At 68.6% G+C, this 22,621-nt stretch carries 31 protein-coding genes and 1 pseudogene; 24 read left to right on the forward strand and 8 right to left on the reverse strand.

What is annotated here, in order from left to right; translation table 11 throughout:
* Positions 1–474: 474 nt before the first annotated feature.
* Complete coding sequence (locus ACTHL9_RS18740; protein WP_440520774.1) at positions 475–873, reverse strand: SRPBCC family protein; 399 nt, start codon at positions 871–873, stop codon at positions 475–477.
* A gap of 90 nt (positions 874–963) precedes the next feature.
* Between ACTHL9_RS18740 and ACTHL9_RS18745 the strand changes: the two genes are divergently transcribed.
* Both ACTHL9_RS18745 and ACTHL9_RS18750 read left to right on the forward strand, forming a co-directional pair.
* A complete protein-coding gene (locus ACTHL9_RS18745; protein ID WP_440520775.1) occupies positions 964–1,167 on the forward strand; it encodes a hypothetical protein in 204 nt (67 codons plus the stop codon).
* Between the two features lie 45 nt (positions 1,168–1,212).
* On the forward strand, positions 1,213–1,446 hold the full coding sequence (locus ACTHL9_RS18750; protein WP_440520777.1) for a hypothetical protein: 234 nt from the start codon (positions 1,213–1,215) through the stop codon (positions 1,444–1,446).
* Positions 1,447–1,503: 57 nt separating this feature from the next.
* Here the strand turns inward: ACTHL9_RS18750 and ACTHL9_RS18755 are convergent, their stop codons facing one another.
* Both ACTHL9_RS18755 and ACTHL9_RS18760 read right to left on the reverse strand, forming a co-directional pair.
* The gene (locus ACTHL9_RS18755; RefSeq protein ID WP_440520779.1) at positions 1,504–2,430 is read right to left on the reverse strand and encodes a transketolase family protein; all 927 of its coding nucleotides are present in this window, start codon (positions 2,428–2,430) and stop codon (positions 1,504–1,506) included.
* 12 nt (positions 2,431–2,442) lie between these two features.
* A complete protein-coding gene (locus ACTHL9_RS18760; protein ID WP_440520780.1) occupies positions 2,443–3,378 on the reverse strand; it encodes a thiamine pyrophosphate-dependent enzyme in 936 nt (311 codons plus the stop codon).
* 179 nt (positions 3,379–3,557) lie between these two features.
* Here ACTHL9_RS18760 and ACTHL9_RS18765 point away from each other — a divergent pair, with 179 nt between their 5' ends.
* From ACTHL9_RS18765 to ACTHL9_RS18850, 18 genes and pseudogenes are all read left to right on the forward strand, one after another.
* Positions 3,558–3,800 (forward strand): flagellar FlbD family protein, encoded by a 243-nt coding sequence (locus tag ACTHL9_RS18765; RefSeq protein ID WP_440520782.1) that lies wholly within the window; start codon positions 3,558–3,560, stop codon positions 3,798–3,800.
* A gap of 8 nt (positions 3,801–3,808) precedes the next feature.
* A complete protein-coding gene (locus ACTHL9_RS18770; protein ID WP_440520783.1) occupies positions 3,809–4,609 on the forward strand; it encodes a motility protein A in 801 nt (266 codons plus the stop codon).
* Positions 4,606–5,406 carry an OmpA/MotB family protein gene (locus ACTHL9_RS18775; RefSeq protein WP_440520785.1) on the forward strand — a complete coding sequence of 267 codons (801 nt, stop codon included), beginning with the start codon at positions 4,606–4,608 and terminating at the stop codon, positions 5,404–5,406. Before ACTHL9_RS18770 ends, ACTHL9_RS18775 begins: the two co-directional genes overlap by 4 nt.
* 118 nt (positions 5,407–5,524) lie before the next feature.
* A complete protein-coding gene (locus tag ACTHL9_RS18780; RefSeq protein WP_440520787.1) occupies positions 5,525–5,815 on the forward strand; it encodes a hypothetical protein in 291 nt (96 codons plus the stop codon).
* A gap of 36 nt (positions 5,816–5,851) precedes the next feature.
* Complete coding sequence (locus ACTHL9_RS18785; RefSeq protein ID WP_440520788.1) at positions 5,852–6,316, forward strand: phage tail protein; 465 nt, start codon at positions 5,852–5,854, stop codon at positions 6,314–6,316.
* Between the two features lie 166 nt (positions 6,317–6,482).
* A complete protein-coding gene (locus tag ACTHL9_RS18790; RefSeq protein WP_440520789.1) occupies positions 6,483–7,802 on the forward strand; it encodes a glycoside hydrolase family 26 protein in 1,320 nt (439 codons plus the stop codon).
* Positions 7,803–7,901: 99 nt separating this feature from the next.
* Positions 7,902–8,303, forward strand: coding sequence for a cytochrome c oxidase subunit 4 (locus tag ACTHL9_RS18795; protein WP_440520790.1), 402 nt, complete (start codon positions 7,902–7,904; stop codon positions 8,301–8,303).
* A gap of 3 nt (positions 8,304–8,306) precedes the next feature.
* Positions 8,307–8,750 (forward strand): gas vesicle protein GvpJ, encoded by a 444-nt coding sequence (gvpJ, locus tag ACTHL9_RS18800; RefSeq protein WP_440520791.1) that lies wholly within the window; start codon positions 8,307–8,309, stop codon positions 8,748–8,750.
* A 42-nt stretch (positions 8,751–8,792) separates the two neighbouring features.
* The gene (locus tag ACTHL9_RS18805) at positions 8,793–9,707 is read left to right on the forward strand and encodes a flagellar motor switch protein FliM (protein ID WP_440520792.1); all 915 of its coding nucleotides are present in this window, start codon (positions 8,793–8,795) and stop codon (positions 9,705–9,707) included.
* Positions 9,704–10,396 (forward strand): flagellar motor switch protein FliN, encoded by a 693-nt coding sequence (fliN, locus tag ACTHL9_RS18810; RefSeq protein ID WP_440520793.1) that lies wholly within the window; start codon positions 9,704–9,706, stop codon positions 10,394–10,396. Before ACTHL9_RS18805 ends, fliN begins: the two co-directional genes overlap by 4 nt.
* Complete coding sequence (gene fliO / locus ACTHL9_RS18815) at positions 10,397–10,783, forward strand: flagellar biosynthetic protein FliO (protein ID WP_440520795.1); 387 nt, start codon at positions 10,397–10,399, stop codon at positions 10,781–10,783.
* Positions 10,780–11,613 (forward strand): flagellar type III secretion system pore protein FliP, encoded by an 834-nt coding sequence (fliP, locus tag ACTHL9_RS18820; protein WP_440520796.1) that lies wholly within the window; start codon positions 10,780–10,782, stop codon positions 11,611–11,613. Before fliO ends, fliP begins: the two co-directional genes overlap by 4 nt.
* Before the next feature lies 1 nt (position 11,614).
* The gene (fliQ, locus tag ACTHL9_RS18825; protein WP_440520798.1) at positions 11,615–11,887 is read left to right on the forward strand and encodes a flagellar biosynthesis protein FliQ; all 273 of its coding nucleotides are present in this window, start codon (positions 11,615–11,617) and stop codon (positions 11,885–11,887) included.
* Positions 11,884–12,642: pseudogene (locus ACTHL9_RS18830) on the forward strand (flagellar biosynthetic protein FliR). Before fliQ ends, ACTHL9_RS18830 begins: the two are co-directional and overlap by 4 nt.
* Positions 12,642–13,763, forward strand: a complete 1,122-nt coding sequence (locus tag ACTHL9_RS18835) for an EscU/YscU/HrcU family type III secretion system export apparatus switch protein (protein ID WP_440520799.1) — start codon at positions 12,642–12,644, stop codon at positions 13,761–13,763. Before ACTHL9_RS18830 ends, ACTHL9_RS18835 begins: the two are co-directional and overlap by 1 nt.
* Before the next feature lie 62 nt (positions 13,764–13,825).
* Positions 13,826–15,787 carry a flagellar biosynthesis protein FlhA gene (locus tag ACTHL9_RS18840; RefSeq protein ID WP_440520817.1) on the forward strand — a complete coding sequence of 654 codons (1,962 nt, stop codon included), beginning with the start codon at positions 13,826–13,828 and terminating at the stop codon, positions 15,785–15,787.
* On the forward strand, positions 15,780–16,622 hold the full coding sequence (locus ACTHL9_RS18845; protein ID WP_440520800.1) for a hypothetical protein: 843 nt from the start codon (positions 15,780–15,782) through the stop codon (positions 16,620–16,622). Before ACTHL9_RS18840 ends, ACTHL9_RS18845 begins: the two co-directional genes overlap by 8 nt.
* A 24-nt stretch (positions 16,623–16,646) precedes the next feature.
* Positions 16,647–16,880, forward strand: a complete 234-nt coding sequence (locus ACTHL9_RS18850; protein WP_440520801.1) for a carbon storage regulator — start codon at positions 16,647–16,649, stop codon at positions 16,878–16,880.
* Positions 16,881–17,030: 150 nt separating this feature from the next.
* On the opposite strand, the gene ACTHL9_RS18855 is transcribed toward ACTHL9_RS18850, so the two are convergent.
* Positions 17,031–17,453: a ChaB family protein gene (locus ACTHL9_RS18855; protein WP_440520803.1), complete on the reverse strand. Its 423-nt coding sequence runs from the start codon at positions 17,451–17,453 to the stop codon at positions 17,031–17,033.
* 151 nt (positions 17,454–17,604) lie between these two features.
* Between ACTHL9_RS18855 and ACTHL9_RS18860 the strand changes: the two genes are divergently transcribed.
* The gene (locus ACTHL9_RS18860) at positions 17,605–17,859 is read left to right on the forward strand and encodes a DUF6458 family protein (RefSeq protein ID WP_440520805.1); all 255 of its coding nucleotides are present in this window, start codon (positions 17,605–17,607) and stop codon (positions 17,857–17,859) included.
* 16 nt (positions 17,860–17,875) lie between these two features.
* On the opposite strand, the gene ACTHL9_RS18865 is transcribed toward ACTHL9_RS18860, so the two are convergent.
* The gene (locus ACTHL9_RS18865) at positions 17,876–18,136 is read right to left on the reverse strand and encodes a hypothetical protein (RefSeq protein WP_440520806.1); all 261 of its coding nucleotides are present in this window, start codon (positions 18,134–18,136) and stop codon (positions 17,876–17,878) included.
* 18 nt (positions 18,137–18,154) lie between these two features.
* Here ACTHL9_RS18865 and ACTHL9_RS18870 point away from each other — a divergent pair, with 18 nt between their 5' ends.
* Positions 18,155–18,406, forward strand: coding sequence for a hypothetical protein (locus tag ACTHL9_RS18870; protein WP_440520808.1), 252 nt, complete (start codon positions 18,155–18,157; stop codon positions 18,404–18,406).
* A 31-nt stretch (positions 18,407–18,437) separates the two neighbouring features.
* Here the strand turns inward: ACTHL9_RS18870 and ACTHL9_RS18875 are convergent, their stop codons facing one another.
* Positions 18,438–18,830 carry a VOC family protein gene (locus ACTHL9_RS18875; protein WP_440520809.1) on the reverse strand — a complete coding sequence of 131 codons (393 nt, stop codon included), beginning with the start codon at positions 18,828–18,830 and terminating at the stop codon, positions 18,438–18,440.
* Between the two features lie 77 nt (positions 18,831–18,907).
* On the opposite strand from ACTHL9_RS18875, the gene ACTHL9_RS18880 reads away from it, so the two are divergent.
* Positions 18,908–20,479 (forward strand): Na+/H+ antiporter, encoded by a 1,572-nt coding sequence (locus ACTHL9_RS18880; protein WP_440520811.1) that lies wholly within the window; start codon positions 18,908–18,910, stop codon positions 20,477–20,479.
* A 49-nt stretch (positions 20,480–20,528) separates the two neighbouring features.
* Complete coding sequence (locus ACTHL9_RS18885; RefSeq protein WP_440520813.1) at positions 20,529–20,975, forward strand: universal stress protein; 447 nt, start codon at positions 20,529–20,531, stop codon at positions 20,973–20,975.
* A gap of 31 nt (positions 20,976–21,006) precedes the next feature.
* Here the strand turns inward: ACTHL9_RS18885 and ACTHL9_RS18890 are convergent, their stop codons facing one another.
* Both ACTHL9_RS18890 and ACTHL9_RS18895 read right to left on the reverse strand, forming a co-directional pair.
* On the reverse strand, positions 21,007–21,510 hold the full coding sequence (locus tag ACTHL9_RS18890; RefSeq protein ID WP_440520814.1) for a DinB family protein: 504 nt from the start codon (positions 21,508–21,510) through the stop codon (positions 21,007–21,009).
* A complete protein-coding gene (locus ACTHL9_RS18895; RefSeq protein ID WP_440520815.1) occupies positions 21,507–22,517 on the reverse strand; it encodes an acetylxylan esterase in 1,011 nt (336 codons plus the stop codon). The genes ACTHL9_RS18890 and ACTHL9_RS18895 overlap by 4 nt, the downstream gene beginning before the upstream one ends.
* Between the last annotated feature and the right edge of the window lie 104 nt (positions 22,518–22,621).

Consider the following 22,621-nt stretch of genomic DNA (forward strand, 5'->3'; position numbering starts at 1 on the left):
GCGTCGTCGCCCGGATTCGCCGTCGGCGTCTCGCTCGTGGGGGTGCGGCCGTCTCCCGAGGACCTGGCCCGATACGGCAAAGCGGTGCAGTCGATCGCGGCCCAGATGGCCCGGCCCGCCTCGTCGGCCCGGCGCGCCTGACACCAAGCCCCGCCGACGTCGGGCCGTGTGCCGCCGACGTCGGGCCGTGTGCCGCCGAGGTCGGGTGGTGTGCCGCCGACGTCGGGCCGTGTCCCGCCGACGTCGGGTGGTGGGGCGCCGAGGTCGGGTGGTGTGGCGTTGAGGTCGGGTCAGGTGGCGTTGAGGTTCTGGCGCACCCGCCCCGGTCTCGGTCTGACCCGGCCCGACTTCGGCGTCAGGGGGCCCGACCTCGGTCTGACGGGGCCCGACTTCGGCGTCAGGGGGCCCGACCTCGGTCTGACGGGGCCCGAAGTCGGCGTCAGGGGGCCCGACCTCGGCGTTGGCGTGGGTCTGCTACGCCTTCTGCTCGAGCACTCGCCTGAGCGTCTCGAGATCCTGCTGGACCGCCGCCGCGTCGCTCTCGAATGCCTCATCCGTGACACCCGGTTCTCGCCGGAGGTGGAAGATCGCGAGGCTGCGGCCGCCGTCGTCCAGGATCCGGAATTGGTTCAGCACGGTCTCGCCCGTGGGCAGCGTGACCTCGTGGTCCAGGATTCCGGCGGCGACGTCGCCCACGAAGCGGACTTCGACGTCGCCCATCGGCGAAGCGGCGATCCACCGCCCGCCCTCGGAGCGCACGCCGCCTGCGAGCCCGGCGGCCCAGCTGGGCAGGTTGACGGGGTTGCCGGCGAACGAGGCCACGTCGCGCGCGGGCAGTGCGATGGGGACTGCCAAGTGGCGGAATTCGGACATGGACATGAGGGTAGTACGGCGTGCAGGATTGTGACGGCCGCCTCAATCCCAACTGGACAGAGCGTTCTGTCTATTTCTACGATCGTCGGCATGTCTGAATCCGATCACCCACTTCCGGTCCTCGACGCCGCCGCCGAGGCCCACTACCGCTCGCTCTGGATCATCCAGCATCTGCTGGAAGCGCAGGAACTGGGCGTCGATTCCAAGGCCCGCCTCAAGGAGCTCGTCGCGGAGCACACGGGCGACCCGGAGCAGGCTCTGCTCGAGCACCTCAGGACGGTGGTTCGCCGATAGGCCTCGGGGGTAACCCAGTCCTAGCGGTGGAGCGATGGGGGAGTGATGGGGAAGCATCCGATGAAGGCGCTCGGAGGTGCTCTCGTCATGCCGATCTTCGGGTCTGACGGGAAGGCGTACTTGAGCCTGTGCGAGGCCCACCACGAAGGCCGTGTCTTCGGCGAGAGGGAATCAGCGAAGCAGCACGCGCAGCGCCACAACGACGCTCGCCACGATGGCAGGGCGCCTCGCGTCAGGACGCTCACCGAACTCCCGGAATTGTCGGGTTATCGCCGGTAAAGGCGTCCGCCACCGGCAATAACCCGACAATTGGCGCAGGGAGGGAAGGGAAGAGGGTCAGCCCTTCTTCGCCAGGCCCCTCGCGGCGTCGGCGATCGCGTTCGCGTCGATGCCAGCCCAGGCCATGAGTTCCTCGCCAGTTCCCGAACCGGGCATTCCCCGCACCGCGAGGTGCTTGAGCTGGAGCGTCGTCTGGCCGGCACCGAGGAGGGCGTCGACGACGGCGGAGCCCAGGCCGCCTTCCGGATGGTGGTCCTCGACGACGACGATCCGCCCGCCGGTCGCCTCCGACGCCGCGCGCAGCCCCGCTTGGTCGATCGGCTTGAGCGAGTAGCAGTCGATGACGCGGGCATGGATCCCCTCGTCCTCGAGCTGGTCGGCCGCAGCCAAGCACGCATGCAAGGTGACGCCCGCGCCCACGAGGAGGACGTCGTCGCCCTCCCTCAGCGTCTTCGAGCCGCCCACAGGGAAGTCCTGCTCGGGTCCGTAGAGCACCGGGTACGCGCCGCGCGTGGTGCGGAGGTAGCTGACCCCGCTGAGTGAGGCCATTTGCGCCACGAGCGCTGCCGCGCTTGTCGCATCGCTCGGGTAGAGGACCGTGGAACCGTGGACCGCGCGGAGCATCGCGAGGTCCTCGAGCGCCATCTGCGAGGGGCCGTCCGCCCCGATCTCGACGCCGGCGTGCGAGCCCGAGAGCCGCAGGTCCGCGCGGGAGATGGCGCCCATCCGGATGAAGTCGTAGGCGCGGGTGAGGAACGCCGCGAACGTCGACGCGAACGGCTTGTAGCCCCGCACACCCAGCCCCGTCGCGGCGGCGACCAGCTGCTGCTCCGCGATGAACATCTCGAAGTAGCGGTCCGGGAACTCGCCCGCGAACTTGTTGGCGTACGTCGAGTTGCTCACCTCGGCATCGAGGGCGACGACGGCGGGATCAGCCGCTCCCAGCGCGGCCAGCGCCTCGCCGTAGGCCTTCCGGGTCGCCACCTTCTCGCCGACCTAGTAGCGCGGAAGCTCGGGCGACGTGGCCTGCCCCCGGGCCGGCAGGCCGCCGTCGTCCGACTCCGGGCGGGGGCCGCGGACCTGGACGTCGCGCTCGCCGCCGAGCTCCTTGATCGCCCGCTCGGCCATGTCCTCGGGGAACGGCTTGCCATGCCAGTCGGGGCTGTCCTCGACTTCGGAGAAGCCCTTCCCCTTCACGGTCTTGGCGATGATCAGGGTGGGCTGTTCGCCCGAGGTGTCCTCCGCCGTCGTGAACGCCTCGTCGATCGCGTCGAGGTCGTGGCCGTCGATGACCAGGACCCGTGCGCCGAACGCCTCGGCCCGGCGCCGGTAGGCCTCGGTGTCCCAGCCGAGATCGGTCTCGCCTCGCTGCCCGAGGCGATTGACGTCGAGGATGGCCACGAGGTTGGACAGCTTGTAGTGCGAGGCCTTGTCGAGCGCCTCCCAGATGGACCCCTCGGCGAACTCGCTGTCGCCACACAGGACCCAGACGCGGTAGGGAAGCTTGTCGAGGTACTTGCCGGCAAGGGCTATGCCGACCCCGTCGGGGAGGCCCTGGCCGAGGGACCCCGTGGCGACGTCGACCCACGGCAGTTCGGGGGTTGGGTGCCCTTCGAGGCGCTGGTCGAAGCGGCGGTAGCCGTTCAGCAGCTCGTCCTCACCGACCACGCCCACCGCGCGGAACACCGAATACAGCAGCGGGGACGCGTGGCCCTTCGAGAAGACGAGGTGATCATTGCGCGGATTCTCAGGGCTGCCCCAGTCGTAGCGCAGGTGTCTGCTGATCAGCACGGCGAGGAGATCCGCGGCAGACATCGACGACGTCGGATGGCCGGATCCGGCGCTTGTGCTCGAGCGGACGGAGTCCACGCGGAGCTGGGCGGCTACTTCGGCGACGGTCTTGAGGTCGGGCTTCGTGAGTGTGGTTGTCATCGTGCGACCTTTGCGTTCTTCGACAGTTCCGGTAGCTCCATTACCCGCCAGCCCGTCCCGGCAAGCAAGGGTTGGCGGGCAGGAGCGCGGCGGGGGAGCCCGCCACGGCTAACGCCCCCCGTCCCGCAGCCGATAGGTGAGAGGGAAAGCTCAGCTGCACCTCCACCAGAAACGGCTCCATGATCGTTGTCACCCGCCTCAACGGGTCCCGCTTCGCGGTCAACCCCGATCTGATCGAGCGCATTCAGGAGAACCCTGACACGACGCTCGTGATGATCGAGGGCACCACGTACGTGGTGCGGGAAAGCCTTCTGGACGTCATCGACCTCATCGCGCGCTACAAGGCGCACGTCCTGGCGACGGCCCGGGCGCTGCCTGTCGTGGAGGGCCAGCACCTCACCGTTGTGCCGGATCCGGAGTAGGAGGGGCCATGGATCCTTCAGTCATCATCGGCCTGCTCCTCGCGTTCGGCTCGGTCGTCGCGATCGTGACGATGGAGGGCGCGAGCGTCACCGCGCTGCTCCTGCCGCCGCCGATGATCCTCGTCTTCGGCGCGACGCTGGCCGTCGGCCTTGCGGGGAACACGCTCAAGGACACCGTCCAGGCCTTCAAGGCGATCCCGAAGGCGCTCATCGGAAAGCCGTCAAAGCCCCAGGAGAGCATCGACAAGGTCATCGCTCTCGCGGAGAAGGCCCGGAGCGAGGGCCTCCTCGCGCTCGAGTCGGAAGCGGGCGACACCGACGATCCCTTCCTGGCCCGAGCGCTCCAGAACGTGGCCGATGGAACCGACGCCGACGAGCTGCGGACCATGATGGAAGACGAGATCGGCACGCGATCGCGGGCAGACCACGCCAACGCGCGGTTCTTCGCGGCCCTCGGCGGGTACGCGCCGACGATCGGCATCATCGGAACGGTGGTCTCGCTGACCCACGTCCTCGAGAATCTCTCGGACCCCACGAGTCTGGGCCCGATGATCGCGAGCGCATTCGTCGCGACGCTGTGGGGCCTGCTCTCCGCGAACTTCATCTGGCTCCCCTTCTCGGCGCGCATCACCAGGCTGAGCGAGCTCGAGGTCGAGCGGATGACGCTCGTCATGGAGGGCATCCTCGCGGTCCAGGAGGGCGCGCAGCCCATGCTGCTCGCGGACCGGCTGCGGGCGATGGTCCCGGACCACCACTTCAAGGGCAAGGGGAAGGCGGACGCGAAGGAGAACGTGAGGTCGGCAGCGTGAGCCCGCGCCGTCGTCGTCCGCTCAAGAAGCCCGCGCCGTTCCACGTCGACGAGCGCTGGGCGGTCTCCTATATGGACATGATCACGGTCCTTTTCTGCCTCTTCGTGGTGCTGTTCGCGATGTCCACGGTGGACCAGAACAAGTTCGAGAAGCTGCGGAACTCCCTCGCGACGGGATTCGGCACCACGGTGACCCAGAAGATCGACACCGCGAACGGCACTGTCGTCCCGCCGGATCAGGCGAACAAGGACGCGGAGGGCTTCGCCAATCTCGACCTCGCCCTCAAGGAGGTGGACCGGCTGACGTCGCTCGAGAAGCAGATGGAGGCGCGGCTCGCCGAGCGCGGCATCCAGCAGGACGTCCAGTTCCAGATCGACGAGCGCGGACTCACCGTGAAGCTCGTGGGCTCGCAGACCTTCTTCCAGCCGGACAGCTCGGACCTCACCGTGCGGGCGAACCAGGTGCTCGACGCCGTCACGCCCGTCGTCGTGCCGACGACCCTAGAGGTCTCGGTCGAGGGCCACGCCGCCAACCTCATCACGGGCTACCCCTCGGTGTGGGAACTCTCGTCGGAGCGGGCCACCAAGGTGCTGCGCTACATGGTGGAGCGCGATGGCCTGCCGGGGCCCCGGGTCGGTGCCACCGGGTACGGTTCCTCCCGCCCCTCCAACCCAGACCAGACCGAGGCCGAGCACGAGCAGAACCGGCGAGTGGACGTCGTCGTCCTCTCTGACCAGCCGGAGGCGGTGCGCGCCCTGATCCCGGAAGCACTCAAGGCGCGGACTCAGGGGAAGTAGTCGGGGCCGGGCCGATTCGAGTACGGACAAGTGTGGTTTCTGAGTACGGCCGATTGGGACAGTGGAGGAGCCGGCACCTGAGAGGTCAGCCAGAAACGGGGAACAGGGGGAGACGGCGATGTTGGGAATAGACGCAAGGCACGAGGTGGTCCACGCGTGGCATCGGGCGGGGAACCCGATGCCGGATCATCGGCTCGACCAGTACGCGGAGGCGCTCATGGCGGAGCGGCCGCTGGGCGCATACCACGCCCTCGATGACGATGAGGAGGACCGGGCGATCCTGGCGCTGTACCGCGTGGATCGGCCGGGGGCCACGTTCGAGGACCTGCATCAGTCGCCTCCGCTAGCGCTCTCGAGCTACTACCAGCTCCTCCACGATCTGGCCCGCGAAGGACTCGGAGTCTCGTAGCCCCCGGAAACGAAGGCGCTGCGGTAGCCTCCTGCCATGTCCTACACCGTGGATTTCACGAATGTCTCGACCACTGGGCTGGAATCTTCCCCCGTGGCGGACGCCCTCGCCGGCCTGCGGGCGAACGAGGCCCGCTACTTCAAGAACAAGTACGACCACGACTTCACCGTGGTTCCGGCGAGTGAGGCCCAGGAGACGATCGACTGGGTGCACCGGATCCTCAAGGAGGAACGGGACCTCGTCATCTCCTCCACACCCCTCGAGGCTTCGGCCTTCCAGGTCGAGAACATCCGGATGACGTACGTCTTCTACGAGAACGGCCTCTCCATCAACGTCATGTACACCGTCGACGACGGCGGGAAGCGGGCCGTGGGATTCAAGCTCTCCGACGGGATGGAGGTCCCCGAGGAGCTCGCCGCCCAGTTCAAGTTCGCCCGCCAGAAGTCGAAGCTCGCCGGAACGATCCGCGGTTCCTACTTCGTCATCAAGAACGAGTACTGAGTACCTCGACGGGCAAAGCAAGGATCTCCCAAAGATTCGCCGAACCCGGCTGCCCATCCGCGCGGCTCCTGCGAGGATCGTCGGTGGAGGCCATGCCGCTCGACCGCATGGGGGCGAGCGGACAGCACCCTGCCGGGCCTCTTCTCGCCGAGCTGGGGGAGTAGACGTGCTCAAGAAGAGGCTGGCCGGACCCGTGGTGTCCGCACTTGTCCTGGCCTTGGCGGTCCTGTTCGGGATCGCCTCGCCTACACAGGCGGCTGGACGACCGGGGATTGCGCTGAGCGCGGCCTCGGGCCCGGCGGGGGCGGAGGTCCTGGTCACCGGGACCGGGTTCGCCCGCGGGACGGACGGGACGCTCGCAGCGGGGACAGCGAGCGTTCCGTTCACCACGGACGATGGCGGTTCCTTCGCCGCCGCCGTCACCATCCCTCCGACGACCGCGGCGAGCGCGAGCGTGCTCGTGAAGGCGACCGTGCGGCACCTTTCCGCATCGGCGTCCTACGCCGTCACCTACAGCCCGGCGTCGACGACGGCCGAATCGCAGGCGGCGGGCGCGTCGTCGCCCCTCCTCGCGAGCCCGCTCAAGACGGCGGCAAGGACGACGACGGCGGCAACCCCCTCGATCAGCTCGGCTCGGCTGCGCTTCGGCGTGGGGACGCCGGGAGGGCCGCAGGCGAGCAGCGAGCTCGACCAAGTCGCGGCCCTCGTCAACGAGAACCCCTCGATCGTCCTTTCGTACAAGGACTTCTCCCAGGCTGCCCCGATCGCGGACCTCAACGCCGTCGCCTCCCGCGGTGCGACGAGCCTCGTGACATGGGAGCCCTGGCTGTGGTCGGGCAACGGCGTGGACCAGCCCGCCTACTCGCTCAAGAACATCGCCGCCGGGAACTTCGACTCGTACATCCGCTCGTGGGGCACGGCGCTCGCGTCCTGGGGCAAGCCGGTCATGCTCCGCTTCGCCCATGAGATGAACGGCAACTGGTACCCGTGGTCAGAGTCGGTCAACGGGAACCAGGCGGGCGACTACGCCGCGGCGTGGCGGCACGTGCACGACGTCATCGCCTCCACCGGCGCCACCAACGTCCAGTGGGTGTGGAGCCCGAACGTGCCGTACTGGGGCTCGACCCCGCTCACGGGCCTGTATCCGGGCGCCGGCTACGTGGACACTGTGGCGCTCGACGGCTACAACTGGGGCACGGCCGCCTCGTGGAGCTCGTGGACCACGCCGTCGGCCCTGTTTGGCGACGGGCTGAGCCAGCTCCGCAACGTGGCCCCGGGGAAGCCGATCATCATCGCCGAGACCGCCTCCGCCGAGGCGGGCGGCTCCAAGGCCGCCTGGAACACGGCCCTCGTCTCCTACCTCAACGGGCAGACCGACATCACCGGCTTCGTCTGGTTCGACTACAACAAGGAAGTCGACTGGCGGATCGACAGCTCCGCGACCTCGGCCAGCGCGCTCGCCTCAGCCCTCGCCGCGCGGCGCTGACGCGAGGCCTATCTCGCCCGATCCTCCTGGGTCTACTCTCGGTGGTGAGGCGCTAATGGGTATTGATGCATTGGTGGAGCGAACCGAGAGGATCGGGCCATGAAAGTCGAAGCCTGGCTGTTCGGGACGGGGGTCTTCTTCTTCGTCCCCATCGCCATCGTCTACGGATTCCTGACGCATTGGTCGGAATGGGTCGGCGTGCTCGGGATGCTGCTCCTCGGCGGCCTTGCGGGGATGATCGGTTCGTATCTGGGGGTGACGGCGCGCCGCGTCGGCGTCCGGCCCGAGGACCGCGAGGACGCCGAGATCCACGAGGGCGCGGGCGAGCAGGGGCACTTCAGCCCGTGGAGTTGGTGGCCGATCGTGCTCGGGGCCGCGGCGGCGACGGCGATGCTCGGCGTCGCGGTCGGCTGGTGGATCTTCTTCATCGGAGTGGGCCTCGGCATTGTGGCGCTCATCGGCTGGGTCTTCGAGTACAGCCGCGGCGACCACGCGCACTGACCCATGACCGCAGGCGAGCCCGAGCGTCGTGGGGGCTACCTTGACCGCCCTCACTCGAGTTCGCTGGCGGATGTCCTGAACGTCATCCTCGACAAGGGCCTCGTGATCGATGCCTACGTGAGCCTTTCCCTGGTGGGCATCCAGCTGCTGAGCATCGACGCCCGCATTGTGGTGGCCAGCGTGGACACGTACCTCCGCTTCGCCGAGGCCACCAGCCGGCTGGACCTCTCCAAGCAGGGCGGCAAGCCGCTCACGGACTACTTCCAGAAGGGCTTCGAGAACACCGTGGAGTCGGTGGCCCACAAGATCGCGAAGGACAAGACCGAGGACGCCATCGACACGGTCAAGGAGACCGTCACCAAGGTCAAGGACACGGTGAAGGACGCGATCCTGAGCCCGCTCAACGGGAACCAGGAGGACGGCGAGAAGCAAGAGGCTGAGACCTGAGGCGGGCTTACCGCCGCGCCTGCCCTGCCGATAGTCGCCTCCGTGACCGTGCAGGACCGCGAAGCACCCGTCTCCAGGGAGTCGGCCGCTAGGGTTGTCGAGGCGTACGACTTTCGCCGTCCCACAACTCTCGCGCGCGAGCACAGCCGCATCCTCGAGGCCGGCTTTGAGAGCTTTTCCCGGCAATGGGGCACGCAGCTCACGGCGAAGGTCCGGGTCAAGTCGACGGTCACCGCCGAGTCCGTCGTGATGCAGACCTACGACGAGTACGTCTCCACGCTCCCCGCCACGACGTCAATGGTCCTGTGCGCTGTGGACGGCGCGCCGGCCAAGCTGGTGGTCCAGTTCCCCACGCCGGACGCCCTCGGCTGGGTCGCGCGCATGCTCGGGGGACACGGCGACAAGAGCGGCCTGGAGCGCAAGTTCACCCCGCTCGAGTACGCGCTCATCAAGAGCCTCGTCGGCGAGGGCCTCGAGGTCCTCCATTACTCCCTCGGCGGTCTCCTCGAGGGCACGGCCCGGGTCGAGGCGATCCAGTACAACTCGCAATTCGCCCAGGCCGCCGCGACCACCGACCTCATGATCGTCGTCGCCTTCACGGTCGTGGTCGGCGATGCCCTCACCGCCGCCAGCGTCGCGATTCCGGCCGACGCGCTCCTCCCGCAACTCGGCGCCGTCAACCCCATGGCGAGCAGTGCGAACGCGGCGGTGCTGGTCCGCGCGCAGGTGGCGGAGGTCCCCATCGACGTCGCCGTCCGGCTCGAGCCGACCGGCGTGACGCCGGTCGAGGTCCTGAACCTCGCCGTCGGCGACACGATCGTGCTGCCGCATCCCGAGCACCAGCCGTTCCACGTCGCCGTGGGCGGCAAGAACCTCGCGCAGGCGATGGTGGTCCGCAAGGGCTCCCGCGTCGCCGCGCGCATCGTCACGTCCCAGACCGAGGAGACCCTTCCGTGAGCAACCTGGCCCTCCACGCCTCCGCCGCCGACCGCCTTGCAGCGTCCCTCCCGGTCCCCGGCCTCGCGGTCACCGGCAGCGTGGAGGCAAGCGCGGCCGCGGGCCACGCGGCGCAGGCCGTCTCAGCGTCCTTCGTCGGCGCGCTCACCGTGGACTTCGCGCTCGCGCTCGCGAGCACCGGCTTCGTCGCCGAGGCGGGCGGCGGCCCCGCAGCGCGGACGACGGCGGTGCTGCGGCCCGCGTTCGAGCGCGCCGCCGAGGCGCTCCGGGGAGGCGTCCTGTCCGAGCTGTCCGAGGGCGACGCCTGGGAGCTCTTCTCCGACCCGGACACCGCGGTCTTCGAGATCTCAGACGGGAGCGTGCCGTTCGGCTGGTTCGCAGTGCGCATCCATGACAGCGCGTCAAGGAGCCATGCACCCCAGACGGACGCCTCCTTCGCGGGCCGCCTCGGGCGGATCCACGACGTCGAGATGGCCCTCACTGTGGAGATCGGGCGCACGCGGATGAGCGTCCGCGAGGCCCTCTCGATGGAGCCCGGCAAGGTCATCGAGCTGGACCGCTCCGCGGGGGCACCCGTCGACGTGCTGCTCAACGGGCGGAAGATCGCGCTCGGCGAGGTGGTCGTGGTCGACCAGGACTACGGCGTGCGGATCACCCGGATCCTCGACGTGGCCGAGGCGCCCCGCTGAATGGACTCGCTCATCCTGGGCCTTCGGGTCCTCGTCTCGCTCGGCGCCGTGCTCGGCCTCATGTGGCTCCTGCAACGGCGCCTTCGGCGTGGGACGGGGGCCCCGAAGGCCAAGGCGCTCGCGGTCGTCGCGCGGCAGAGCGTGGGCCCGAAGGCGGCCGTGGTCCTCGTGGACACGGACGGCCAGCGGTTCCTCCTCGGCGTGACGGAGCACGGGATCAACGTGCTGCACACCAGTGAAGCGCCCGCCGCCCAGCTGGTCCCTGGCGCCGTGATCGCGCAAGGGGCCGCGCCGCTGAGCCGCCGTGCGGCGCGGGCGGCGCAGAACGGCGTGTCCGCCACCGCCTTCGGCCGCGAGCTGCTCCGGCAGCTGGGCCGTCAGCCGTGACCTCGGCCGGCTGGGCAGCGAGAGCAGGCCGGGTCGTCGTCGTCGTCATTCTCGCAGCGGTGACGGCCTACGCCCTGCTGCTCCTCAGCTCCGTCGCAGGGCACGCTGCGCCGGTCGGGCCGTCGGATCCCTCTGGCCCCGCCACTCCGGCGCCCTCGAGCGGGCCGCTCAGCATCCAGATCAATGCGCCGGACAACGGGCCTTCGGCCTCGGTCGTCACGCTCATCGGGATCACGCTGCTCTCGGTGGCGCCCGCGCTCCTGCTCATGATGACGTCGTTCACCAAGATCTTCGTGGTCCTCGCGATGACCCGGAATGCGCTCTCGCTCCAATCGGTCCCGCCGAATCAGGTGCTCACGGGCCTCGCGCTGTTCCTCTCGCTGTTCATCATGTGGCCCGTGGTGAGCGACATCAATACGCACGCCGTGCAGCCTTATCTCAACGGCCAGCTAGATTTCGGCGGCGCATTCAACGCCGCGACCGGGCCCCTCTCGAAATTCATGATCGCGCACACGCGCCAAGAGGATATTGCGCTCATGACGCGGGCGGCCGGAATTCCTAACCCGGCCTCTCCCGCTGCGACCCCGCTGCAGACGCTCATTCCGGCGTTCATGATCTCCGAGCTCCGCGCCGCATTCATCATCGGGTTCGTCATCTTCATCCCGTTCCTCATCATCGACCTCGTGGTCTCGGCTGCGCTCATGTCGATGGGCATGATGATGCTCCCGCCGGTCATGATCTCCCTGCCCTTCAAAATCCTCCTTTTCGTCCTCGTGGACGGGTGGGACCTCATCATCACGTCGCTCATCCAGAGCTACCAGGGAGGGTGACGTGAATACCTCGGCCATTCTCGATATCTGCCTCCAAGCGATGCTTGCCGCGGGGAAGCTCGCCGCGCCGGTTCTCGTGACGAGCCTTGTGGTGGGCCTCGCCATCTCGCTCGTCCAATCCGTCACGCAGCTCCAGGAGGCCACGCTCTCGTTCGTTCCCAAGGCTGTTGCCGTGGCGATTGCGCTTGTGGTCTGCGGGCATTGGATGATCTCCGAAATGGTGAGCTTCACCAACGAGCTTTTCGCCCGGATCCCCTCCCTGATCAATTCATGAATATTCCTCTCGATCAGACGTTCATCGAAGCGGTGATGCTCGCCGCGGTGAGGATGACGGCATTCCTGTTCATCGCGCCGCCCTTTTCGCACAATGCGTTTCCGGCCCGCATCAAGGCGATGCTCGGAATCGGACTGGGGCTCGCCGTCGCGGGCCGAGCCCAGACCGGGTACGCCGCCCGGGATACCGCCGGGCTCATCACCGGCCTCGTGCTCGAGCTCGTCAGCGGCCTCGCGCTCGTCTTCCTCGTGTACCTGGTCTTCGCTGTGATCCAGTCCGACGGCTAGCTCATCGACCTCGCCGCGGGCTTCCAGATGGCCCAGGCCTACGACCCCCAGAGCCTCGTCAACGGCGCCCAGTTCACACGGCTGCTGCAGATGGCCGCGCTCGCGCTCCTCTTCTCCTCCGACGGCTACCAGCTCGTGATCGGCGGGCTCACAGGCTCGTTCGGCGCGCTGCCGTTGGCGGGCGGCCTGGACCTCGCGCGCCCCGTCGAGGCGATGACGACGGCGGTCACCGGCCTGTTCGTCGCGTCCCTCCAGATCGCAGGGCCGCTCATGGTGGTCCTATTCCTCGCCGACCTCGGGCTCGGGCTGCTCACGCGTGTGGCCCCCGCCCTCAACGCGTTCCAGATGGGGTTCCCGCTCAAGGTGCTCATCACGCTGAGCCTCGCGGGCGTGCTGTTCCTCGCGCTGCCGCGGATCGTGTCCTCGCTCGTGGAGCAGGCCGTGAACACGCTGCTGGGGGTGGGCTGATGGCCGACGCGCAGGAACGCACCGAGCAGGCCACAGACAAGCGGCTCCGCGAAGTCCGCTCGAAGGGCCAGCTCTCGCGCTCCCAGGACCTTACGGCGTGGCTCGCCGTCGGGGCGGGCGCGATCATGCTGCCGTCCACGATCGACGCCGCGTCGACCGCCGGCCGCGCCCAGATGTTCACAGTGACGTCGATCATCTCCGACCCGGATCCCGGCAAGGCCCTCCAAGCCCTCGCAGACGGAGCGGCCTCACTCGTCGGGACGGTCGGGCCGCTCGCCGCCGTCGTCTTCCTCGCGGTCCTCGCAGGGTCCGCAGCCCAGGGCGGCGTGCACCTCAAGCGGTTCTCGGCGTCGTTCGAGCACTTCAGCCCCCTTTCCGGCCTCAAGCGGACCTTCGGGACGCAGGCACTCTGGGGAGGTGCGAAGGCCCTCGCGAAGACCGCCGTCGTCGGGCTCGTGCTGTGGACCGTGGTGCAGGGCCTCGTCCCGGTGGTCCTCTCCGCGGGCGGCCTGCCGATCTCCGGGCTGCTGGCCGCAGCGAACGACGGCGCAGCCTCCCTCATCCGCTTCGCCGTCGCCGCGGGACTGGTGCTCGCCGCGGCGGACGTGGTCGTCGTCGTGCGCCGGAACCGCACCAGGACCCGCATGACCAAGCGCGAGGTCAAGGACGAGAACAAGAACACCGAAGGCGATCCCCTCATCCGCTCGCAACGGCGTTCCCGCCAGCTGGCGATGTCCCGCAACCGCATGATCGCCGCGATCGGGGGCGCCGACGTCGTCCTGGTCAACCCGACCCACGTGGCCGTCGCACTCACGTACGAGCCCGGGAGGTCCGCGCCGCGCATCGTCGCGAAGGGGGCCGGGACCATCGCGGCCCGGATCCGCGCGGAGGCCGAGAAGGAGCGCGTGCCCATGGTGCGCGACGTCCCCCTCGCGCGTGCCCTCCACGCGGCGTGCGGGATCGGCGAGGAGATCCCGGTCGAGTTCTACACCGCCGTGGCCAGCGTGCTCGCGTTCGTCATGGCGCTCAAGGCGCGCGGCTCCTCCGCCGGCCTGCACACGCTGCCCGCCCGTCCCGGCAGCTTGACCCGTCCAGCCAGCTCGAAAGGAGTCACCCCGTGAACCGCAACTTCGCCCGGCTCGGAGTCCCGGTGGGGATCGTCGGCATCGTCCTGCTGCTGGTGATGCCGGTCCCCGCGCCGCTCCTCGACGTGCTGATCGTGTGCAACCTCCTGCTCGCCCTCGTGATCCTGCTGACGAGCATGTTCGTGAAGAAGCCGCTCGACTTCTCCGTCTTCCCGTCGCTCCTCCTCGTCGCCACGCTGTTCCGGCTCGGACTCAACGTCGCCTCGACCCGCCTGGTGCTGGGACAGGGCTACGCCGGGCAGGTGATCGACGCGTTCGGCAAGGTCACCGTGGGCGGCTCCCTCATCATCGGCGCGGTGGTGTTCGTGATCCTGGTGGTGATCCAGTTCGTCGTAGTCACCAAGGGCGCCGAACGCGTGGCCGAGGTCGGGGCGCGCTTCACGCTCGACGCGATGCCCGGCAAGCAGATGGCCATCGACGCCGACCTCACCGCGGGCCTCATCACGGACGTCGTCGCCCGGCAGCGGCGTGCCGAGGTCTCCGCCGAGGCCGACTTCTATGGCGCGATGGACGGCGCCTCGAAGTTCGTCAAGGGCGACGCGATCGCCGGCATCGTCATCATCATCGTCAACATCGTGGGCGGGCTCGGCGTCGGCATGGCCCAGCGCGGCCTTTCGATCAACGACGCTCTGAACACGTACTCCCTCCTCACGATGGGTGACGGCCTCGTCTCCCAGATCCCAGCCCTGCTCATGGCGGTCTCGACCGGCATGATCGTGACGCGCTCGAATGCCGAGGCGGACCTCGGGCAGGCCGCGTCCGCCCAGCTTTCGCAGTCGCGGACGGCGCTGCTGATCACCGGGATCAGCGCGGTGGTCATGGCGCTCATCCCCGGCATGCCGCCGCTGCCGTTCCTCGCGGTGGGGGCGGTGCTCATCGTCGTCTCGCGGCGGATCAAGGATCCCGGGGCAGCTCCGGAGGCCGTCGACGAGGACCGAAACGAGCCGGACCCCAACCAGCGGCTCATGGAGGAGATGCGCGTCCACCCGCTCGAGATCCTCCTCGCGCCCGACCTCGTGGACCTCGTGGGCGGTTCGGCCGACGACCTTCTGGCCCGCGTGAAGTCGTTGCGGCACAAGATCGCCATGGACCTCGGGGTGGTGATCCCCCCGGTGCGGACGCGCGACTCCGTCGAGCTGCCGCCGTCGACCTACGCCATCCGCATCGCGGGCGTCGACGCGGGCCGGGGCACCGCGCCGTCGGGCAAGCTCCTCGCCCTCGGCGACTTCCTCGACGCGCTGCCGGGGGCCGCCGTCGTCGAACCGGTCTTCGGGCTTGCCGGGAAGTGGATCCCCGCCGAGATGCGGCACAGCGCCGAGCTCACCGGGGCCACGGTGATCGATCGGGTGAGCGTGCTCATCACGCACCTCTCCTCGATCGTGACGGCCAACGCCGCGCGACTGCTCTCGCGGGAGGACGTGCGGGTGCTCACCGAAGGGGTCAAGGCAGGGAGCCCGGCGGTCGTGGAGGAGCTCACGCCGGGGCTCCTCTCCCTGGCCGAGATCCACCGGGTGCTGCAGGGGCTCCTCGCCGAGCAGGTGCCCATCAATGACCTCACGCGCCTCTACGAGTCCCTGACCCTCCGAGCCAAGGCCTCGACTGATCCCGAGGGCCTCATCGAGGCGGCGCGACTGGCGATCGGGCCCGCGCTCGTGAGCCGTTTCATGGACGGGGACCGGCTCACTGTCATCACGATCGAGCCCGTCCTCGAGCAGAGCCTTGTCCAAGACCTGAGGCCCGCAGAAGGCGGCACGCAGCTGGTCCTTGACCAGGCCAAGCTCGACGCCATCACGTCCTCTTTGAGCGCCGCCGTCGCCGCGGCCGAATCCTCCGGGAAGAGCCCCGTGCTGGTCTGCGCGCCGGTGCTGCGGCCGGCGTTGCGGAAGCTCGTCCCGCTGCCGCCGTCGGGCGTGCCGGTGCTGTCGTATGCCGAGGTCACGTCCACGGAGGTCGCGATCGAGACGATCGGGGTGGTGAGGGGTGCCGCAGTACGTGCTTAAGGGATCGGGACTGGACGCGCTCACGCGGGAGGCCGCGGCGCTGTACGGGCCGGAGGCGCGGATTGTGCGGGCGGAGCGCGTGCTCGAGCGGGGCCTCGCGGGGCTGCTCGGCCGGCGGCATGTCGAGGCGACCGTACTGGTGCCGGAGCCCGGGCTAGCAGCGCCCGTCGTGCCGCATTCCCTCGCGGGGCGCGCCGGGATCGCCGCGCTGCTCGACGACGCCGACCGCGCCGAGGATGCCCTGCACACCTCTGAGGTTTCCACCCAGGGCGAGCGATTCGATGTTCTTCTCGAGCGGTTGCGCGGCGAGTTCGACGCTCCGCCCGAGCCGCATGTCCCCTCAGTGCTCGACGGCGTGGGGGACTTCGTGCTGGTCGCGGGCTTCGGCGGCGCGGTGCTCGCGGTGGTGCGTTCGATGGGTGCCCACGATCCCGGGCGCTGGGCGCGGGCGACGGCGGGCGACCTCGTCGCGGACTGGCCCCACCTTGAAACGCCGCTCGACGCGCTCTCGGCGCGGGCCGACGCCGTCGAACGCGATGTTCCTCTGTTGGTCGCGTTCACCGTCGGACCGCTCGATGCACTCGACGCTTCACTCGCGGCAGCCGCCGCGCTCAGGGCCGATCAGGTGTGGCTTGTGGTCGACGCCCGCCACAAGCCAGAGGAGACCGCCGAGTGGGTGGAGGCGTCGTCGTCGTGCTTTCGTGCCGCAGGCCTCGCAGTCAACGCGCTCGCTGTGGTCGGCGCGGCAGAAACCCGCTCGCCTCACACCGTCAATGCCCTCGGCCTACCCGTAGGCTGGGTTGACGGGTCCCCGGCACCACGGACGGTGCTCTGAAATGCGCTCCACGGAAGGACAGCGATGCTCGTACTCACCCGCAAGCCCGGCGAGAAGATCATGATCGGCGACGAAATCGTCATCACGTTCCTCGAAAGCCGCGGAAGCGAAGGCATTCGCATTGGCATTGACGCGCCTCGGCACCTCGCGATCAAGCGCGAGGAGATCTTCGAGGCCGTCGCGGACGCAAATCTTGCCGCAGCCCAGTCGCCCTCCGGTGCCGAGGACATTCTGAAGGGCCTGCTGGGCGGTCGCTGACACAGGCCTCTGCCAGTCTCCCCAGCTTTCGCGCCAAGTTCCCCAGCTTTTGGCCGTTGAATCCGGCGTTTCACTGCGACACGTCGAGGCAACCGCAGCAGCCGCGACTAAAGCTGGGGAAGGTGGAGCCGAAGCAGGGGAGTAGGGCCGCTATTTCTTGCGACTCTGGGCCGTCTTCTGATCGTTCGCCTTCTCCAACGCGTCGACGAGCTGATCTTTTGTCATATGGGACCGGCCCGGAACGTCGAGTTTCTTGGCGAGATCGTAGAGGTGCTGCTTCGAGGCATTGGCGTCGACGCCGCCGTGGGTCTCGCGGCGCGTCGTCTTTCCGCCCTTGGCCTGCTCATCGGATGGGCCTTTGCCCTCCTTGGGCTCCCAATGATCGCCGACCTTCTCATGCGTGTGCTTGAGGGCCGAATACGCGACGCGGTGGGCTCTTTCCTCGTCGTGATACGTCTTCTCGGCGGAGTCGTGGGCCTTCGCGAAGGTCTGCTGGGCTTTGTCGTCCGAGCGCTGAATGGTCGAGGGGAGTTCGTCCTTCCTCGCCTTTCCGCTCTTGTCCGTCTTCGGCATCGCATCCTCCTTCTCGTCGGTAGGGCAGAGCTTGCTTTGCTGGATCGTTACCCGAAGGCGGCTCGGTTACGCGTTTTGGGCAGTTGTCCGCGGGTAACGGAAGAGCGCATTCCGCTGATCCGGTCCAACACCGAAGGAGCCGTGGTTCGAAATGGGTATCGGAGCTTCACTTGTGCTGATCGCGTTGGGCGCCATCCTCGCCTTCGCGGTCGGAAATGCGGTCTCGTTCGTGAACCTCGTGGTGATCGGGTACATCCTGATGGTGGTGGGCATCATTGGGCTGGTCGTCACATTGGTCATGTTCGGTCCCCGGCGCGCTCGGCGTGTCAGCGAGACCAGGACCGCCATCGACCCCGACACCGGCGAGCGGGTGACACGGCGCGACACCACGGACGGAACCTTCTGACCAGTTCCCGTACCGCTCAGTTCCTCTGCAGCGCGAGGACCGTGACGTCGTCCTGGTGCTGGCGGTTCCGGGCATAGGACACAGACGACTCGACCAGCTGGGCGGCCCTGCCCAGCTCACCGGCGAGCGCGACCTCGCGCTCCACGAGCCCGGCGAGGGCCGCAAGGATTTCCTGATCCCTGCTGCTGAGCTTGCGGGGCTCGGTGTCTACGATGCACAGCGAGACGATGGGCTCTCCGCCTACCACGAAGGTTGCGTCCCTCTGGACGGTGTACACGCACATCGACTCGGACAGGTGCTCCTCCTCGAGGCCCCTAACCCGACCTCGGCCTTGGTCCACTGGCGGTCCGTGTCGATGAAGTTCACGGCCGCCATCGGCACGCCGAACAGGGCAGAAGCGGCCCGCACGAAGCGGTCGAAGCGTTCCTCCCGGGGAGTGTCCAGAATCCCCACCTCGCGCAGCGCCGCTACGCGCCGCGGTTCCGACGCCATCTCCCGGATTCCCCGCGCCTCCGTCGTCGACATGGACGCAAAGAGTACCGGCTGAGGCTGGGTGGGAACCGAAGAGAGCTGGCGCTCTAGGGGAGGTGCGCCTCCTTGACGCCCGGGGCGGTGGCGCCCTGCATGACCCAGCGGTTGCCGTCCGGGTCGGCGAAGAAGGCGAAGTGGACGGAGCCCAAGTCCTGAACCTCGCTGATCTCGGCCCCACGGCCGAGGAGCTCGGCGCGTACCGCCTCCAAGTCCTGCACCACAAGCTGCAGGCCCTCCAGACTCCCCGGTGCCATGCTGGTCATTCCGGTGCCGATGACGATCGACGCGGCGGAGCCCGGCGGAGTCAGCTGCACGACCCGCATCCCGGGAATGTGCTCAACATCGTGATCGAGGGCAAAACCCAGCGTCTCGCTGTAGAAGGACTTGGACCTGTCCACATCTGCCACGGGGACCTGCACGACTTCCAGACGCATCTCCATGTGGCCTCACGCTAGCGGCCGAGGACCCACGTGGAAAGCGAGCCGCGTGGAAAGATGGTCCTGATCCAAGGGGGCACATGGAATTTCTGCTGCTGGTGGTCGGCCTGCTGTTCGGGACGGTGCTCATCGTCGGAGTGGGGGAGCGGATCCGTCTCCCGTATCCGATCCTCATGCTCGTGTTCTCCGCGCTCGCCGCGTCGCTGCCGTTTGTCCCGGACGTGCACATCGACCCCGAGCTGATCCTGCCGCTTTTCCTCCCGTCGCTGCTGTTCGCGGCCGCACAGCGGTCGAGCTGGTCGGTGTTCCGGCTGCGCTGGCGCTCGCTCGTGCTGCTGGCCGTACTGCTGGTGGTCGTGACTGTCGCCGCGGTAGCGGCCGTGACGTGGTGGCTTGTCCCGGCGATCGGTGTGCCGCTCGCCATTGCGCTCGGCGCCATCGTTGCCCCGCCCGACCCCGTCGCGGTGGAGGCGATCGCGGGCAAGGTGAGGATGCGCCGTCGTCTGCTCACCGTGCTCCAGACCGAGGGGCTGTTCAATGACGCGATGGCGATCGTGATCTTCCAGGCAGCGGTGTCCGCGACCGTCAACCACGAACGCGTCGGCTGGGACATCGTGCCGCGGTTCCTCCTGGGCGCGGCCGGAGCCGTGCTGCTCGGGATCGCGATGGCCTGGCTCGTCGGGGCCCTGAATCGGTTTGTCCCCAACCTCGTGGCCCGGAGCGCGGCAACCCTCGTGGCGCCGTACGCCGTGTACCTCCTGGCCGAGGTCGTGCATTGTTCAGGCGTAGTCGCGGTGGTGGTCACCGCCGTCGAGCTCGGGCGGCGAGCCCGGCCGCAGGACTCTGAGGAACGGCTCACGCGCGCGGCGTTCTGGGAGGTGCTCGAGCTCCTCACCACCGGGATCGCGTTCGGGCTCGTGGGGATCGAGATGCGCGCGGTGATTGACGCGGAGGGCCCCAGCCTGGTCCGGTTCGTGCCCGGGATCGCGGCTGTCTGCGCGGCGGTGGTCCTGGTGCGGTTCATCTGGATGTACGCCATCTTCCGGATGGGCGGCACCGAGCGCCGGGAGAAGACGCCCCGCTCGCTCCGGGAGGTTGTGGTCCTCACCTGGTGCGGGATGCGTGGGCTCGCGACGCTTGCCCTGGCCCTCGCGCTTCCCTCGACGCTCGCGGACGGCTCGCCCACGCCGGGACGGAACTTCGTGGTTGCCGCGGCCTGCTCGGTCCTCGTGGTCACTCTTGTGCTTCCCGGGCTCACCCTCCCGTGGCTCACCCGGGTGCTCAGGCTTCCCGACGACCACGAGGCGGAGGAACGGGCTCAGCGGGCCCTCGCCCGCCGAGCAGAGCGGGTGGCACTCGAGGCCATGCAGACCTCCCCGGCCGCCCTGAAGCTCCCCGAGGGCCGCCGCAGGGCGCTGGCCCGGCGCATGTCCTCGCTGCACACGATCCTCGAGGCCGATTACGCCGATAACCCCGAGAAGATGCTCAGACTCAAGGCCGTGCTCGCCGCGATGGACCGGGCCCAGCGCGATGCCCTGGACGCAGCCCGGCGCGAAATGCTCGCAGCGCGCAACGAGCCGGGAAACGACCCGGAGCTCGTCGACAGGGTGCTGCGTCGATTGGACCTGCGCACGGTGACGCTGGACCGTTGAGCCCTTCGCGTACGGTAGTCCTGACCAGACGGTGAGTGAAGGGGATCTGATGCGAGAGAACATCGTCGTTGTGGGTGTCGACGATAGCGAGACCGCCCTCCGGGCTGCCCAGACGGCCGCCGAGGTTGCGACCGCCTTCGGGGCAAGGCTTCATGTGGTGAGCGCCTTCGAAGACGAGCGCACGGAGGTGTACGGGGTGGGCAGCGACAAGTGGATCGTCTCCGGCGCGACGACGGCCGAACGCGTGGCCAGGAACGTCGCCGAGTCGCTCACCTGGCCGGCGGACGCCGAGAAGATCACCTATATGGCCTCGCGGGGAAAGCCCGCCGACGCGATCCTCGCCGAGGCGCAGCGCCTCCAGGCCCGCCTTGTGGTCGTGGGGAACCGCCGGATGCAGGGCATCGGCCGGATCCTCGGCAGCATCGCGAGCAGCGTCGCGCATGGCGCGGACTGCGATGTCTACATCGTCAACACCACGGGCGACGGCGCGGAGTAGCGCCGGGGGAGCAGCGGTCGACGGCGGCGGGTCACCTCGCCGCCAAGACCTGCTCTCGGAGGATATCGGCGTGCCCGCAATGCTGCGCGAGCTCGCGCAGCATGTGGAGGAACACCCAGCGCAGGGGGAGCGGTCCGCGCCGGTTGCCGCGGACGACGTCGTCGAGCCCCAACGAGGCGACGGCGCGGCGCGAGTCCTCGCAGGCCCTCCGATAGTCGGCGCGGACGGAAGTGATCGTGTCGCTCTCGGCGAGGATGAAGGACTCGTCCGGTGTGGCGGGAATCCCGATCTCCTGCCGCGAGCGGCACGTGACGGCTTCGTCGAACCAAACCCGCTCAACGAACGCGGCGTGCTTGACGAGGCCGAGGAGCGTCGTCCGGGACGGGACGAGCGATGCCCTCGCCTCCGCCTCCGACAGCCCCTCAAGGCTCCCGTCCATCGCCGCGCGGTGCTCGTCGAGGAACGCAAGGAACTGGTCGCGGAGGTCGGCGGCGAAGATGGCGGGGTCCATGCTGGGCATCGGTGCAGCGGTCATGGACGGGAGTATATTTCCACGCCTTTCAGAATTCGCGAGAAGAATTCCCGCATCAGGTGGTCGTCGTCGGGGCCGCCTCCCTCGTGGCCGTTGTACGGCCAGACGTGGATTTCCTTCTCGCCGGCGTACGCATTGAAGGCGGCAAAAACGGTCGACGGCGGCGTGGTCCGGTCCATGAGCGCGGCCGAGAAATAGGCGGGGTGCTTCGCGCGGGCCGCGAAATTCACCCCGTCGAAGTAGGAAAGCGTCTCGCGGACGACCTCGACCTGGTCGCGGTGCGTCGCGAGGTATTTCGAGATTTCCCGGAACGGCGACGTATCGGTGATGACGGTCGCCCGCGGAAAATCGCACAGGAACGGGACCGTGACCGCTAGCGCCGAAAGGTCCGGGACGAGCCCCGCGACGGCAAGGGCCACCCCGCCTCCCTGGCTTCCGCCGGTCACGGCCACTCGGGAGGGATCGACCATGGGGAGGCCATCGACCATGGGAAGATTGCGCACGGCGTCGACCGCCCGCACGCCGTCCGTCATCAGGCGGCGGTAGTAGTAGGTCTCCTTGCTGGTGATCCCCTTGGTCATGACCCCGGGAACCTGCGGGCCCGCCGCTCCGCTGCTGTCGGGCGTATCGCCCACGGACCATCCTGACCCTTGGCCGCGGGTGTCCATCTGGAGGTGGGCGAAGCCCGCCGAGGCCCAGAACAGGTTCTCCCATGCCCGGCCGCGGCCTCCCCCGTAGCCCACATACTGGACGACCGCGGGAAGGGGACCATCTGGATTCTTCGGCGTCCGCAGCCAGGCCTTGACCGGCTCGCCACGGAAGCCGGGGAACGTCACGTCATAGACGTCCAGGGTTTCAAGGCCGATGTCCGGAAGCCGCTCGACCATGGTCTCTCCGCCGGCTCGGCGCGATTCCTCGAGGGTCTCCTCCCAGAACGCGTCGAAGTCGTCCTTGCATGTCTGGGAGCTCTTGTAGACCCGGAGCTCTTCCTCGGGCAGATCGTTGTACACAGTGCTCCTTCTCCGGTTGCGGGGGGCGCCGAGTATGGGGGGTGACAACCCCACAAAGCGTAGGCAGACCCCCCGGGGTGGTTGTGGGGTTTGTTTGTGTTGGG

The organism is Sinomonas sp. (genome assembly GCF_051955515.1).
GTDB lineage: Bacteria > Actinomycetota > Actinomycetes > Actinomycetales > Micrococcaceae > Sinomonas.

Coding starts and splice junctions, on each gene's coding strand:
- ACTHL9_RS18740 (WP_440520774.1), bottom strand. CDS start 873: ATGTCCGAATTCCGCCACTTGGCAGTCCCCATCGCACTGCCCGCGCGC.
- ACTHL9_RS18745 (WP_440520775.1), top strand. CDS start 964: ATGTCTGAATCCGATCACCCACTTCCGGTCCTCGACGCCGCCGCCGAG.
- ACTHL9_RS18750 (WP_440520777.1), top strand. CDS start 1,213: ATGGGGAAGCATCCGATGAAGGCGCTCGGAGGTGCTCTCGTCATGCCG.
- ACTHL9_RS18760 (WP_440520780.1), bottom strand. CDS start 3,378: ATGACAACCACACTCACGAAGCCCGACCTCAAGACCGTCGCCGAAGTA.
- ACTHL9_RS18765 (WP_440520782.1), top strand. CDS start 3,558: ATGATCGTTGTCACCCGCCTCAACGGGTCCCGCTTCGCGGTCAACCCC.
- ACTHL9_RS18770 (WP_440520783.1), top strand. CDS start 3,809: ATGGATCCTTCAGTCATCATCGGCCTGCTCCTCGCGTTCGGCTCGGTC.
- ACTHL9_RS18780 (WP_440520787.1), top strand. CDS start 5,525: ATGTTGGGAATAGACGCAAGGCACGAGGTGGTCCACGCGTGGCATCGG.
- ACTHL9_RS18785 (WP_440520788.1), top strand. CDS start 5,852: ATGTCCTACACCGTGGATTTCACGAATGTCTCGACCACTGGGCTGGAA.
- ACTHL9_RS18795 (WP_440520790.1), top strand. CDS start 7,902: ATGAAAGTCGAAGCCTGGCTGTTCGGGACGGGGGTCTTCTTCTTCGTC.
- gvpJ (WP_440520791.1), top strand. CDS start 8,307: ATGACCGCAGGCGAGCCCGAGCGTCGTGGGGGCTACCTTGACCGCCCT.
- fliO (WP_440520795.1), top strand. CDS start 10,397: ATGGACTCGCTCATCCTGGGCCTTCGGGTCCTCGTCTCGCTCGGCGCC.
- ACTHL9_RS18835 (WP_440520799.1), top strand. CDS start 12,642: ATGGCCGACGCGCAGGAACGCACCGAGCAGGCCACAGACAAGCGGCTC.
- ACTHL9_RS18840 (WP_440520817.1), top strand. CDS start 13,826: ATGCCGGTCCCCGCGCCGCTCCTCGACGTGCTGATCGTGTGCAACCTC.
- ACTHL9_RS18850 (WP_440520801.1), top strand. CDS start 16,647: ATGCTCGTACTCACCCGCAAGCCCGGCGAGAAGATCATGATCGGCGAC.
- ACTHL9_RS18855 (WP_440520803.1), bottom strand. CDS start 17,453: ATGCCGAAGACGGACAAGAGCGGAAAGGCGAGGAAGGACGAACTCCCC.
- ACTHL9_RS18860 (WP_440520805.1), top strand. CDS start 17,605: ATGGGTATCGGAGCTTCACTTGTGCTGATCGCGTTGGGCGCCATCCTC.
- ACTHL9_RS18875 (WP_440520809.1), bottom strand. CDS start 18,830: ATGGAGATGCGTCTGGAAGTCGTGCAGGTCCCCGTGGCAGATGTGGAC.
- ACTHL9_RS18880 (WP_440520811.1), top strand. CDS start 18,908: ATGGAATTTCTGCTGCTGGTGGTCGGCCTGCTGTTCGGGACGGTGCTC.
- ACTHL9_RS18885 (WP_440520813.1), top strand. CDS start 20,529: ATGCGAGAGAACATCGTCGTTGTGGGTGTCGACGATAGCGAGACCGCC.
- ACTHL9_RS18890 (WP_440520814.1), bottom strand. CDS start 21,510: ATGACCGCTGCACCGATGCCCAGCATGGACCCCGCCATCTTCGCCGCC.